Genomic DNA, 13464 nt, shown 5'->3' on the forward strand with positions numbered 1-13464 from the left:
CCGATGCCATATGATTACAAGCCGTTCGACTATGTTGCGCCGAAGGGGCTGAGCGCCCCGGAGCCGCGTCACAAGGTCATCGTCGTTGGGGCCGGGCCGATCGGTCTCGCCGCCGCGCTGGAGCTTGCGAATTACGGCGTGGCGTCGGTCGTGCTCGACGACAACAACGTGGTGTCGGTGGGCAGCCGCGCGATCTGCTGGTCGAAACGCTCGCTCGAGATACTCGACCGGCTGGGCGTGGGCGATGCCTGCGTGCAGAAGGGTGTGACCTGGAAGGTCGGGCGCACCCACCATGGCGCGCGCGAAGTGTTCAACTTCGACCTGCTGCCCGAGGACGGCCACAAGATGCCCGCCTTCGTGAATCTGCAGCAATATTACGTCGAGGAGTATCTCGTCGCCGCTGCGCAGGCGAACCCGCTTGTCGACCTGCGCTTCAAGAACAAGGTCACCTCGCTCGAGCAGGCGGCGGATCACGCGACGGTCTCGATCGAGACGCCGGATGGGGAATATACGCTCGAAGGTGAGTATGTGCTGGCCTGCGACGGAGCGCGCTCGCCGATCCGGCAGATGATGGGGCTCGAATTCGAGGGCGTTCTGTTCGAGGAACGCTTCCTGATCGCCGATATCGAGATGCAGGCCGATTTCCCGTCGGAGCGCTGGTTCTGGTTCGAGCCGGATTTCCACGAGGGCCAGTCGGCACTGCTGCACAAACAGCCTGACAATATCTACCGCATCGATCTGCAACTGGGCTGGGACACCGATCCGGAGGAAGAGCGCAAGCCCGAGCGCATCATCCCGCGGATCGAGAAGGCGCTGGGCCATTCGAATTTCAAGCTCGACTGGACCTCGATCTACACGTTCCAGTGCCGTCGGCTGAAGAACTTCGTCCATGACCGGGTGATCTTCGTGGGCGATAGCGCGCATGTGGTCTCGCCCTTCGGCGCGCGTGGCGGCAATGGCGGGCTGCAAGATGTGGACGCGTTGGGCTGGCGTCTGGCGCGGGTCGTGAAGGGAGAGAGCACGCCCGCGCTGCTCGCCCGCTACGACGCCGAGCGGACCTTCGGCTCTGACGAGAATATTGCCAATTCCAGCCGCACCACGCGGTTCATGTCGCCGCGCCCGGGGGCGGAGCGGTGGTTCCGCGATGCGGTTCTGGCGCTGTCTGAGCATGCGAATTTCGCGCGCCCGATGGTGAACTCGGGGCGCTTGAGCCTGCCGTGCCGCTACCCGCTGGACCAAGCGCCCGATGATGCGGCCTTGCCGAGTGGCACCCGTCCCGGCGCGGTCGCCCCCGATGCTCCGCTTGGCAACGAATGGCTGCTCGATCGGCTTGCGGGCGGCTTCACGCTTCTGGGCCTCGGTGCCGAGGCGCCCGAGGTCGCGGGGCTGCGCAGAATGACGCTCGAGCCGACGCCGGAGCTGCGCGCCCGCTATCTCGGCGATGCGCCCTCGGCGCTCTACCTGATCCGGCCCGATCAAGTCGTCGCGGCGCGTTGGCAAAAAGCGGGGGCCGAGCAGATCGCCGCGCAACTGGCTGCAATCGAGGAGGGCAGCGCATGAGCCTGATCACCGACCTGAACCTTGCCGATCACGACGCGCTCTACGAGCGGCTTATCGCCGCCCATGAGGGGCTGAACGAGGCGGAAAGCGCCGCGTTCAACGCGCGGCTGATCCTGATCCTGATGAACCATATCGGCGACCGCCGCGTGCTCGAGGAGGCGTTCGAGCTCGCCGCGCGTGCCGGGCGTCCCGATGCCAGCCCGAAAACCGGGCAGATGCGCGCCGATAGCTGATGCCTTTACCGAACGCGGGAGCTCCGCGTTCGTCGTCATTCTTGGGAGGAAACAATGACGCATAAACTGACGAAACGTGCTTTCCTGGGCTCCGCCGCCGCGGTGGGGGCGACCCTTGCGATGCCTGCGATCCCGGCACGGGCCGAGGGCGTGGACCTCGTCCTGTCGAGCTGGTTGCCGCCGCGCCACCCGATCGTGGTGGACGCGATCAAGCCCTGGGCGAAGGACATCGAGAAAGCGACCGAGGGCCGCGTGCGCATCCGCGTGCTCGCCAAGCCGCTGGGCTCGCCGCCAGCGCATTTCGACATGGCGCGCGATGGCGTGGCCGACATCACCTACGGTCTGCACAGCTTCACGCAGGATGACCGCTTCAAGAATTCGCGCGTTGGCCAGTTCAGCTTCCTCGGCAATGATGCCGTGTCGATGTCGGAAGCCTTCTGGACCGTCTATACCGAGAAGCTCGGCGCCGAGAAGGAACATGCCGGCACCCATCTGCTGGGCCTGTTCAACCATGGCCCCGGGATGGTCCACAACAACAAGCGTCCGATCAACAAGATCGAAGACCTGCAGGGTCTGAAGATGCGTGTGCCGGGCGGCTACATCGCCGATCTGATGAGCCATTTCGGCGTCGAGACGATCTTCACCCCCTCGGGCGAAGTCTATGAAAAGCTCTCGCGCGGCGTCGTCGATGGCGTGACCTTCCCCTATGACGCGATCGCCTCGTTCAACCTCGCGGATTACCTGAAATACACCACCACGATCCCGGGCGGCATCTACAACACCACTTGGTTCCTGGTGATGAATTCCGGCAAGTGGGACGCGATTTCCCCGGCCGATCAGGAGGCGATCAACAAGCTCTCCGGGCTCGCCTTCGCAACCCGCGTCGGCAAAGCGTGGAACGGCGCGGACGAGCGCGGCAAGAAGGCAGCGAAAGAGGGTGGCATGGTCGCCGAGACCGCGCCGCAGGGCGTGCTCGACGCGATCAAGCAAGAGGCCAGCGTGCTAGAAGGGCAGTGGGCCGACAGCCTGGGCGGCGACTATGACGGTCGCGCCGCGCTTGCCGAGTTCCGCAAGATGACGGGCGTGGACGTATGATCGCACGCGGCCGCTTCGTTCTCGAGGCAATCGCCGCGGGCCTGGTGACGGGGTTGATCCTCGTCACCTGTTTCGACGTGGTCGGCAGGTATCTGTTCAACAACCCGCTGACCGGCGCCTACGAGATCACCCAGGTGCTTCTCGGCGCGCTCGTCTTCGTCGCGATGCCTCTCACCACGGGCAAGGGAGGCCATGTCGAGGTCGACCTGCTGATGCCGATCCTGCCGCCGGTGCTGCGGCGTATGCTCGGGCGGATCGGGAGCGCGATCGCGGCGCTCGTCATGCTCTATTTCGCATGGCGGCTGGTGATCCTGACACAGGATCAGTTCCACACGCAGCTCGCGACCTCGGGTCTCGGCATCAAACTCTGGTATTTCGGTGTGATCGGCGTACTCAGCTTCGCCGTCTCCGCCCTTGTCGCGGTGCTTCGGAGGCCGGAATGACGATATCTCTCGTGGCATTCGCCATACTTCTGGCGCTGGTCTTCCTGCGCGTGCCGATCGCCTTCGCGATGGCGCTTGTCGGCGGGGCCGGGTTCGCATGGATGCGCGGCGCCGAGGCGGCCGGCTCGATGGTCGGCAGCGCCGTCTTCGAGACCGGGATGAACTATTCGCTTTCGGTCGTGCCGCTCTTCATCTTCATGGGCAATGTGCTGGCCGGTTCGGGGATCGCCAGCGGTCTCTTCACGGGCGCCGACCGGGTCTTCGGGCGGATGCGTGGCGGGCTCGCGATGGCCACGATCCTCAGCTGCGGCGGCTTCTCCGCGGTCTGCGGTTCGTCGCTCGCGACCGCGGCCACGATGTCGAAGGTGGCGATGCCCTCGATGCGCCGCTTCGGCTATCACGACTCGCTCGCCACCGGCGCCATCGCCGCGGGCGGCACGCTGGGCATTCTGATCCCGCCCTCGGTCATCATGATCATCTTCGGTCTTCTGACCGAGAGCGACATCGGCAAGCTGTTCATCGCGGGGATCGTTCCCGGTGTTCTCGGCATAGGTCTGTATCTCGTGTCGGTCATGGTCGCAGTGCGGCTGAACCCGAAACTCGCCCCGGAAGTGCGCGAGCCCCTTGCCATGAAGCGGCAGGACATCGTCGGCGTGCTCGCGACGCTCGGGCTGTTCGTCTTCATCATGGTGGGCATCTATGGCGGGTTCTTCACCCCGATCGAGGCCGCCGGCATGGGCGCGGCTGCGGCCGTCTTGATCGCGGCTGCGGTCGGCGGTCTGAGGCTCGGCGCGCTCTGGCGGGCGCTCACCGATGCGGCAATCGCCTCCGCGATGATCTTCGCGATCGTCATCGGAGCCGAGATCTTCGGCAATTTCGTCACCTTCGCGGGCCTGCCCGACGCGCTGGCCGAACTGGTCTACAATCTCGGGCTGGGCGGCTACGAGGTGATCATCATCATCGTACTGATCTACATGCTGCTGGGCATGGTGCTCGAGAGCCTGTCGATGATCCTGCTGACGGTGCCGATCTTCTACCCGGTGATCTACCAGCTCGATTTCGGTTCAGGGCTTTTGGCCAATCCCGACAATGCGTTGATCTGGTTCGCCGTGATCGTCGTGGTCGCGACGGAGATCTCGCTGATCACGCCGCCTGTGGGCATGAATGTCTTCGTGCTGCGTTCGGTTCTGCCGGACGTGACGCTGGGCACGATGTTCCGCGGCATCCTGTGGTTCTGGGTGGCAGATATCGTGCGGATCTCGCTGATCGTGGCCTTCCCGGTGATCTCTCTCTGGCTGGTCGGCTAGTCCCGCTCGGGCTCGGTGCGGATATCAAGCTCGAGCGTGTCGATCAGCGCATTCACCCCGGCTTCGAGCCCGGCGCGCGCTTCCTCGGGCAGGGCGGAGAGCATCGTCTGGGCCCGGGCGTTCACCTTGGGCCGGGCCTCGCCATAAAGCGCACGGCCCGCCTCGGTGCATTCATACTCACGCAGCCGCCGATCGCTGTCGGGCACGAAGCGCCGGATCAGCCCGCGCGCTTCGAGACGCGCCGCTGCCCGGCTTACCTGAACCTTGTCGAGCGTGGTGCGGCGCGCGATGTCGAGCGATGAAATCCGGCCGACCCCGTCGAGGATCGACATCAGCCTCCATTCCTCTCGCGTAAGCCCGTATTCGCGCGCATAGACATCCTGGAGATTGCGCGAGAAGGCCTCGGCGGCGATCGCGAGACGGTAGGGAAAGAATTCCTCGAGCTTCATGCGGTGCAAATCCTCCTCGGGGCAGGATGGCAGTGTTTCATGTGCAATGAAATGACTTTCATGAGACCGCTCCCGGCGCGCTCTGCGCTCAGATCGGCAGCGGCGCGTCCTGTTTGAACTGGTGCATGACGATCTGGCTCTGCACCCGGGCGACGGTGGGATGGGCAAGCAGCACGTCGTGGATCAGCCGATGCAGTGCTGCCAGATCCGCGCAGTAGACGCGCAGCAGATAATCCGCCTCCCCCGTCAGGGTCCAAGCGGAGGTGATCTCGGGCTGCAAGGAGACGAGGCGCGAGAATTGCTGCGCCGGTTCCGCCCCGTGTCGCTGCATCTGCACCTGCACGAAGGCTTGCACGGCAAGCCCAAGCCGCGCCGCATCGAGCCGCGCGCCGTAGCCGCGGATCAGCCCCTCGGCCTCGAGCCGCTGCCGCCTCCGCCCCACTTGGCTTGGCGACAGGTTCAGCCGCTCGCTCAAGTCCTGCGAGGTTAGCTGGGCATTCTGCTGCAGTTCCGCGAGCAGGCGTTTGTCGATATGGTCGATCATGCGGAGATTTAGCGCCGAATTCCACCTGGATGCAATATTTGCGCAAAAATTGGCGCTCCCATGCGCTACTTCGCGCGGAACGAGCATTCGTCCCAGGTTACCCTCTTCTTAGCGCAAACAGGAGGAGAAACCCATGGGACCGTTCCCCCACGACGCCCCGCAATCCACCATCACCGAGGAGAATCCCGCTGGCACGGACGGGTTCGAATTCGTCGAATTCGCACATCCCGATCCGCAGGAACTGCGCGACCTCTTCGCGAAGATGGGCTATGAGCATGTAGCGAACCACAAATCGAAGCCGGTCGAGCTTTGGCAGCAGGGCGACATCACCTATGTCATCAACGCTGTCCCCGACAGCTTCGCGGCCCGTTTCGTGGAAGAGCACGGGCCCTGCGCCCCCTCGATGGCATGGCGCGTCGTCGATGCGCAGCACGCCTTCGATCACGCGGTGAAGAACGGCGCGGAGCCCTACGAGGGCACGGACAAGACCGTCGACTGGCCCGCGATCAAGGGAATCGGCGGCAGCCTGATCTATTTCACCGACCAATATTACGACACCTCGCCCTATAACGAGGAATTCGACTGGCTGAAGACGTCGAAGCCGAAGGGCGTGGGCTTCTATTATCTCGACCACCTGACCCACAATGTCTTCAAGGGCAACATGGACAAGTGGTTCAACTTCTACGGCGATCTTTTCAATTTCCGCGAGATCCGGTTCTTCGACATCGAGGGAAAATATACCGGCCTCTATTCCCGGGCGCTGACCTCGCCCTGCGGGCGCATCCGCATCCCGATCAACGAGGATCGCGGCGAAACCGGCCAGATCGTCTCCTATCTCAAGAAGTACAAGGGCGAGGGCATCCAGCACATCGCCGTGGGCGCGCGCGACATCTACGAGGCGACCGACGCGATCGCCGATCGCGGGATCCGCTTCATGCCTGCCCCTCCCGAAACCTATTACGAGCTCAGCCATGACCGCGTGACCGGGCATGAGGAGCCGGTCGATCGGATGAAGAAGCACGGCATCCTGATCGACGGCGAGGGCGTCCTCGGCGGCGGCGAGACCAAGATTCTGTTGCAGATATTCTCGAAGACGGTAATCGGGCCGATTTTCTTCGAATTCATCCAGCGCAAGGGCGACGATGGGTTCGGCGAAGGCAACTTTAAGGCGCTCTTCGAGTCGATCGAGCGCGAGCAGATCGAAAGCGGCGAACTCGTCGCCGAATGATCGCGCCACAAATCCAAGTTGCGACGGGCAGGCTGGAGCCTGCCCCGTATGCATTTCGGCGGCGCTGCGGACGGAACCTTGCCGCTCAGCGAAATCCAAAAGCACGCACCACGCCGAGCAGAGCCTGGCGAGCTCGACGATCGGTCGGAGCCGGTTGGGTTGTTTGGGCCCGGGAACCGGCGGCGCCATGCAGAAAGTTCGATCAACTCTCCGTTATCGAAGCTGAAGGTCCGGAATTCCTCAGGTGAATGCTGCCGTCTTCCTTTGATAGCAAATAGGTATTCGAGAGAATTTATTTTTCAAAAAGACTTTCCTGTGCGCCCGGGGCCGGATCGCAAGCCCTCCGGCCCCTGACCTGCCCCCCGCGGGATCCCTCAACGTAGTGTAGAGTCTGCGCCAACTCTGAAGGAGCAGACGAATGCGAAAAAGCCGTTTCACCGAGGCGCAGATTATTGGGATGATCAAGGAGCAGGAGGCAGGCATGCCGACAGCTGATGTGTGCCGCAGGCATGGCCTCAGCCCGGCGACCTTTTACAAGTTCAAGGCCAAGTATGGTGGCATGGAGCTCTCCGAGGCAGCCAGGCTGAAGGCGCTCGAAGACGAAAACGCCAAGCTCAAACGTCTGTTGGCCGACACCATGCTCGACAACGTGGTTCTGAAGGATCTGCTGGGAAAGAACTGACGACATTGACCAGGCGGCGAGAGGCGGCGCTCAGGGCGATGCGGGATCATGACATCTCGCAGCGTCGGGCCTGCCAGCTTGTCGGTGTCGACCCCAAGACGGTCCGGCGCACACGCCCGCCGGACTGCCCCGAGATCCGCGAGGAGATGAAGGAGATCGCCGGGAAGCGGCGCCGGTTTGGCTATCGCCGGATCGGCATCCTGCTTGAGCGCAAGGGCATGACCATGAACCACAAGAAGCTGTATCGGCTCTATCGCGAGGAAGGGCTATCGGTGAAGCGACGGCGTGGACGCAAGCGGGCTCGCGGGTCACGCACGCCGATGCCTGCGGCGGCGCATCCCAATGCGCGCTGGTCGCTCGACTTCCTGGCGGACAGCTTCGGCGCCTCGCGCAAGTTCCGTATTTTGGCCGTGATCGACGATTGTTGCAGAGAGAACCTGTGCCTGGTCGCCGATACCAGTATATCGGGCAAGCGTGTTGCCCGTGAACTCGATGCGCTGGTGCGGATCTACGGAAAGCCTGCTTGCATTGTCAGCGACAACGGGACGGAGTTCACCAGCCGGGCCATCCTGAGATGGGCCGACCAGAACGCCATTCCCTGGCACTACATCGACCCCGGCAAGCCGCAGCAGAACGCGTTCATCGAGTCCTTCAACGGAAGCCTGCGCGACGAATTATTAAACGAGGAGATCTTCGACACACTGGACGATGCCCGGCGCAAGTTGGCGCTCTGGCGCTACGACTACAACGCCGTCAGACCGCACTCGTCTCTGGGAAACCAGACGCCGCTCGAAGCGCGCCGGACGCTTGAGCAATTTGAGGGCTCCGCGCCCGGCGCGCTTGCCCACAACAACCGATCCGACTACCAATCTCAAACCTGCAGACTCTCGTTATGAACGAGGGCCCCAAGGGGGGCAGGTCACCCCAATTACAAACAGGCGGAGATTTTCATGACGGAGCCTTCTATCGAAATCGAATACTTGGATGACGGGGCGATCCGACTGCGCAAAGGCGCGTGGTCGGACAAGGTGCCGCGATCGCAGATTGAGCGCTGGGCGGACCATTATGAGTTGATGCATCGAAATAACAGCAATGCCGGGTATCTCGAAATGGCCCGCGCGCTGCGGGAAGCCAGGGCGAAGTTTCTGCTTTGATTGGCTGAGCGGACAGAGAAAAATCCGCTGAGAAAAACCTGAAAGAGTGCGCCGAGGCAGATCAGTTGGGCCTTGTCGGCGTCCGCTCTTTCCTTCCGAATCCACAAATCGTAAGCTTCGGCAAAACGGCTCAGAATACGCCATCGGGATCGGCGCAAAATAAACTGAACTTGTCAGGAGGCGAAGATTGGATCAGCTGCGTGTAATCGAAGACCGCTTGCAGCGCCTTAATCGGATCACCGATTGGAAATTCGCCTTGGGTTTGCACATTCGCTTTGCCAATCCGACCCTGAGCTATGTGACCTACCCGAAAGAATGGGTGGATTACTACACCGAAAAACAGCTCGTTTTCGTGGACCCGACCGTCCGATGGGCGATTTCCAATCAGGGTATTTGCGATTGGGCGGACCTCTCCGACGGCGATGAGAATGACGTGTTCGGCGCCGCTTCGCGTTTTGGATTGCGTTACGGGAAGGTCATTGCACTTGGGGAACTGGACCGTTCCATTGGCTTCTTTGCCCATCCTTCTCGTCCGATCACACAGGAGGAGATCGAGCAGGCTCAATCGCTAATGCAGGAGCTTCACGACGTCACCCGCGATGCGTTGGACATGTCCGAGAAGGAGCTCGAGGAGCTTCGCCAGATCCCGGTGCTGCCCTAAGCCGGAGTTCTTGGGCCAGACCCCAGAGACCCCAACACCAATGCCAATCTAGCAGAGCCGCAGAGTCTTCTGGGCTGCCCGCGCCCCAGCAGTTGCGGTGCGGGCAGCCCCCGATGTTGCGAGCGGCGTTTACCGTCAGGCGGCGCGGATCTGGGGCGGTTGGTCCCGCTCCACCCACGAACCGTTTTGATAGCGCGCCGTGATCCGGCCCGCATCGTCCATCGCCTGCAGCGACAACCAGCCATTGTCGAACAGCGCCTTGAGCTGCGGATGCCGCTCCAGCACGTCGGTGATCGCCTCGGTCGGTGCCGCGACGACCACCGAGAGCCGCAGCGGATCATGCCGCAGCCGCTCGCCGTCATGCATCGATTGCATCGGCAACCCGACCCGCAGATCGCCGCCATTGCCCTCGAACACACCGATGCCGCCGACCACGTTGTGCAACAGCTTGTTGCCCGCCCCGAATACCTCGGGCGCGGTGGCGGAGCCGTTATATTGCAGCGCGATCCAGCTGGTGACGACGGCAGGGGCGGTCAGGATCAGCTCGAGCGTGGAAAAGCCCGCATCCTGCCGCCAGTCGTAATCGTGCAGGAAGGCTCGCCCACCCAGATCGCAGCCCCTGCTCCGCGCCCTGGGGGCCACGATGAAGGTGCGGCAACCGGCCAGCCCCCATTCGGGCCGCAACTCGGACCAGTCCTTGCCCCGCCGGGGCAGATCTGCCCCCGACCCGGCGCGGGGGAGGGCCTGCGCCCGCGCCGTCCGGGCGATCTGGCCCGCCTTCGCGAGCGCTGTTTGCAACTGCGCCAGATGCGCCCGCGGCACCGCAGCCGTCCCGTCCTCGAACAGCCGTAGCTCGTCGCTGACTGTATCATGCAGCCCGGCAAGGAACCGCGTCTCCGGCGGGATCGCGATGCCGCTCCGGGACAGTCCCTTGCGTACCACCGGATCGTTGAGCAGTTCCGCGAGCAACCGCGCGTTCACATCGCCCGCATGGCCGCCACAGGCCCCGCATTGCAGCGCGCTCGCATGCGGTGCGTTGGTGACATGCGCGCCGTGACCCGCGATCAGGACCAGCGGCGCGAAATCGGAGGTGAGCGACATCGCCTGCAGCACCCGGCCCGCCAGCGCGATCCGCTCATCGGAGGGCAGGTCGAGCGCGGGCACGGGCTCGGGGGTCGGTGCCGTTTCCTGCGCCATCGCCGACCCGAAAAGCTTGCCCAGATACAGCGGCCCGGCCGCTTCCACGAAGGCGAAGGACGACACCGCGGCCAGCTTGAACCGGCCCCAAGCGCGGGTGGCGCGCCGGGCGATCCGCGCGGCCTGATCGGCCTTGTCGCTCACCGCGACTTGCGACTCGACCCCTGTTTCCAACAGCACCGGCGCCCGCGCGTCGCGCTGGTCCGAGGCCAGCCCGCGATGGGCGATCGGCAGACCGAAGAAGCCCGCGAAGCCGCGCGTCTGCACGCCGGGATCGGCGGCTTCCAAGGCCCGCCGGAAGGGTTCGGACCGCACGTCAATGCAAAAGACCGCCTGGATGTCGGGTGCCTGTGCGCCGGTCCGTTCGTCCGCCGCTGCGAGCGTTTCCGCCAAGGCCCGTTCTTCGGCCCGGTCCGCGGCCTCTTGCAGTGCAAGATCGATGCGCAGATCGAGGCTCGGATTCAGCGGCGCGGCATGGTCTTTCAGCGCCCGCGTCCACGGGGCGGAGAGCCGGTCGCGGAAACACTCCAGCAGCGCCACCTCCCACGCGAGCCGGATCACCAGCATCTCGAACGCCAGCGCATTGCGCTCTCCCTTCAGCCCGTCCGCCCAGCCAAGCCCGCGCGCATATTGCGCCCAGCCTCCGAGGCTCATCGCGAGCCGATGCAGGTAGAGTGGCGCGGCCTCGGTGCTCAGACCAAGCCGGCCCGTCAGTTCCGCGAAGGTGGCGCGCGCATCCGTGGGCAGGCTCGCCGCGAAGGCGCAGAAGCCGCGCAGCCCGTGCAGACCCGGCGTCAGGTCGCGCAGCGCGAACGCCCGCCACGCCTTGAAGGCCGCGCCTTCGGGCGCAGGCCAGAGCGCTTGCCCCTTGTCGAAATGCCCGCCGGCCCAGAGACCGACCCGGTCCGCGATCAGCGCGGGCCAGTCCTGTCCGGTCTCCTTCGCGGCCAGATCGGCCAGCGTCGGATCGGGTCGATACGCGGGCGAGGGGGCGTGAAGCGCCTTTCGCACCTGATCGGGGTCGAGCCCGGCCTCGATCGCGGCGGTGGAAATATCCTGCTGCGTGAGCCGCCCGGCCTCTAGCCACTGGGCTATTGCCTCGCGCGGGGCGGTCGTCCGGGCGCCCGCCACCCGCGCCAGCCGGGTCGCGGCCTGAAGGCGGCTCTCTCCGGCCTGACCGAGATAGGGGTTCACCGCCACCGTCGCCTCCAGCCCGAAGGCGGGCGGGATCTGAGCCAGCGTCTTTTCGGCTGCGGCAAAGAGTTGCAAGGTCGCGCCGGGGAATTGATAGCTGTGGAAACTCATAGCCTTAACCTTTCTTGAGGGACGTCTGCCCGATCAGCCGATCGGTGAGCGCATTAAGATAGAGACCGTTCATGAGGTGGACCCGCAGCCCCGCCGCAGCCGGATGGCTGCCCCAGAGCGGGAAGGTCGCCTGCGCCCAGGCCGCGAGGCCGAAGCCTGCGATCGTCAGGAGCATCACCAGCCAGATCAGCGGATCGGCCGGGGGCGGGGGCGGCAGGGTGCCCGCCGAGAGCGCATTTGCCCCCCAATGCAGCGCGAAATAACCAAGGGTCGCGCCCAGAGACATCAGCGTCGTGCGCCAGAACAGTGGCCACGGCGCGGCCTCCGCCAGCCCCTGAGCGATCAGGTAGGCGACGCCGAAGACGAGGATCGCCCCCAACGCGATCGCCTGTGGCGGCTCGTGCCAGAGCCCGGAGAGCGCGAGCGCCCCGCCGTAGATTGCGAGCGAAAGAAGGAAGGCGCGCAGCACCGCTCCGGCGCCCGGCACCGCGACCGGGCCGGGCCGGCGCTGCTGCGCCACCGCGGCGACCGCGCTGCCCGAGGACAGGAAGGCATGCGCCTTGTAAAGCGAATGCGCCACGATATGCAGCAGCGCCAGCGGAAACAGCGCCAGTCCGCATTGCAGCACCATGAAGCTCATCTGTGCGCAGGTGGACCATGCAAGCGAGGTCTTCACCGCCGATTGCGTCGTCGCCACTGCCGCCGCGATGAGTGCGCTGAGCCCGCCGACCAGCGCCAGCACCGCGAGGACGCCGGGCGCGGCGAGCATCACGTCGGCAAAGCGGATCAGCAGGAAGCCCCCTGCATTGACCACGCCCGCATGCATCAGTGCCGAGACCGGGGTTGGGGCCTCCATCACCTCGGTCAACCAGCCATGGGTCGGGATCAGCGCCGATTTGAACACCGCAGCGACGCCCAGAAGCCCCGCCACGACCCAAAGCGTCTGCGGCCCTTGCCCGTCGCGCGCAGCCTCGAGGATGCGCGCGATGTCGGTGGTCCCGAAGCCATAGGCGAGGAGGCTCACCGCGACCAGCAGGGCACCGCTCGCGACCAACCCGCTGAGCGATTTCTTCCGCGCGGCGCGTTGCGCGCCGGGGCGCTCTGGATAGAACAGCAGCAACCGGTGCAGACCGGTGCCGACCGCGATCCATGCGATCACCAGCTGGAACAGGTTGCCCGCCACCACGAGCGCAAGCACACAGGCGAGTGTCAGGCTCATCCAGCCCATGAACCAGCTTTGCCGCGCTTCGCCATCGAGCGCGACCCGCGAAAAGCGCAGCACCACCCAGCCGACGAAGCCGACGGTCAGTGCCAGCGAGATGCTGACGATGTCGATGCGCGCAGAGAGACCGATGCCCGCCATGCCTATGAGCGGGCTCGTCGTCGGCCCCGACAGCGCAAGCATCACCGCCGCGCTCACCGTCGCGAGCAGCCCCAGAAGTGAGGCCAACTCCGGCCCACGCAGTCGCGCTCCGGCCCGCTCCGCAGGCCTCAGAAGCAAATCAGTGCCGACCGCGATCAAAAGCGCAGCGGGCAGCAGCAAGAGATAAGACATGGCAACCTCCAGTTCGTTCCCGGGAGAGGTAGCGGCGGCTTGGTGTGAAGA

13 protein-coding genes are annotated in these 13464 nt (G+C 64.7%); 9 read left to right on the top strand and 4 right to left on the bottom strand.

Annotation, left to right across the window (positions count from 1 at the left end):
* Positions 1-3 precede the first annotated feature (3 nt).
* Genes BMG03_RS05310 through BMG03_RS05330 form a run of 5 tightly spaced genes read left to right on the top strand, consistent with a single transcriptional unit; the run spans position 4 to position 4638 of the window.
* The gene (locus BMG03_RS05310) at positions 4-1560 is read left to right on the top strand and encodes an FAD-dependent oxidoreductase (RefSeq protein WP_075777558.1); all 1557 of its coding nucleotides are present in this window, start codon (positions 4-6) and stop codon (positions 1558-1560) included.
* Complete coding sequence (locus BMG03_RS05315) at positions 1557-1793, top strand: DUF2783 domain-containing protein (protein ID WP_075777559.1); 237 nt, start codon at positions 1557-1559, stop codon at positions 1791-1793. The genes BMG03_RS05310 and BMG03_RS05315 overlap by 4 nt, the downstream gene beginning before the upstream one ends.
* Before the next feature lie 54 nt (positions 1794-1847).
* Positions 1848-2888 (top strand): TRAP transporter substrate-binding protein, encoded by a 1041-nt coding sequence (locus BMG03_RS05320; protein WP_075777560.1) that lies wholly within the window; start codon positions 1848-1850, stop codon positions 2886-2888.
* Positions 2885-3331 (top strand): TRAP transporter small permease, encoded by a 447-nt coding sequence (locus BMG03_RS05325; RefSeq protein WP_075777561.1) that lies wholly within the window; start codon positions 2885-2887, stop codon positions 3329-3331. Before BMG03_RS05320 ends, BMG03_RS05325 begins: the two co-directional genes overlap by 4 nt.
* Complete coding sequence (locus BMG03_RS05330; RefSeq protein WP_075777562.1) at positions 3328-4638, top strand: TRAP transporter large permease; 1311 nt, start codon at positions 3328-3330, stop codon at positions 4636-4638. Before BMG03_RS05325 ends, BMG03_RS05330 begins: the two co-directional genes overlap by 4 nt.
* On the opposite strand, the gene BMG03_RS05335 is transcribed toward BMG03_RS05330, so the two are convergent.
* Positions 4635-5087: a MarR family winged helix-turn-helix transcriptional regulator gene (locus BMG03_RS05335; protein WP_075777563.1), complete on the bottom strand. Its 453-nt coding sequence runs from the start codon at positions 5085-5087 to the stop codon at positions 4635-4637. The genes BMG03_RS05330 and BMG03_RS05335 overlap by 4 nt on opposite strands.
* 88 nt (positions 5088-5175) lie before the next feature.
* A complete protein-coding gene (locus tag BMG03_RS05340) occupies positions 5176-5631 on the bottom strand; it encodes an Lrp/AsnC family transcriptional regulator (RefSeq protein ID WP_075777564.1) in 456 nt (151 codons plus the stop codon).
* A 133-nt stretch (positions 5632-5764) separates the two neighbouring features.
* On the opposite strand from BMG03_RS05340, the gene hppD reads away from it, so the two are divergent.
* From hppD to BMG03_RS05360, 4 genes are all read left to right on the top strand, one after another.
* On the top strand, positions 5765-6859 hold the full coding sequence (gene hppD, locus BMG03_RS05345; protein WP_075777565.1) for a 4-hydroxyphenylpyruvate dioxygenase: 1095 nt from the start codon (positions 5765-5767) through the stop codon (positions 6857-6859).
* Between the two features lie 418 nt (positions 6860-7277).
* Positions 7278-8437, top strand: a protein-coding gene (locus BMG03_RS05350) for an IS3 family transposase (RefSeq protein ID WP_244270937.1) whose coding sequence is annotated in 2 segments (ribosomal slippage) — positions 7278-7527 and positions 7527-8437 — 1161 coding nt in all. Because the reading frame shifts where the segments join, the coding sequence is not laid out codon by codon here.
* 54 nt (positions 8438-8491) lie between these two features.
* On the top strand, positions 8492-8695 hold the full coding sequence (locus BMG03_RS05355; RefSeq protein ID WP_075776434.1) for a hypothetical protein: 204 nt from the start codon (positions 8492-8494) through the stop codon (positions 8693-8695).
* A gap of 187 nt (positions 8696-8882) precedes the next feature.
* Positions 8883-9356 carry an autoinducer binding domain-containing protein gene (locus BMG03_RS05360; RefSeq protein WP_075776433.1) on the top strand — a complete coding sequence of 158 codons (474 nt, stop codon included), beginning with the start codon at positions 8883-8885 and terminating at the stop codon, positions 9354-9356.
* Between the two features lie 135 nt (positions 9357-9491).
* Here the strand turns inward: BMG03_RS05360 and BMG03_RS05365 are convergent, their stop codons facing one another.
* Both BMG03_RS05365 and BMG03_RS05370 read right to left on the bottom strand, forming a co-directional pair.
* Positions 9492-11858, bottom strand: coding sequence for a YbcC family protein (locus BMG03_RS05365; protein WP_075776432.1), 2367 nt, complete (start codon positions 11856-11858; stop codon positions 9492-9494).
* Positions 11859-11862: 4 nt separating this feature from the next.
* Positions 11863-13413, bottom strand: a complete 1551-nt coding sequence (locus BMG03_RS05370) for a proton-conducting transporter transmembrane domain-containing protein (RefSeq protein WP_075776431.1) — start codon at positions 13411-13413, stop codon at positions 11863-11865.
* Between the last annotated feature and the right edge of the window lie 51 nt (positions 13414-13464).

This window comes from Thioclava nitratireducens (assembly GCF_001940525.2).
Classification (GTDB): domain Bacteria; phylum Pseudomonadota; class Alphaproteobacteria; order Rhodobacterales; family Rhodobacteraceae; genus Thioclava; species Thioclava nitratireducens.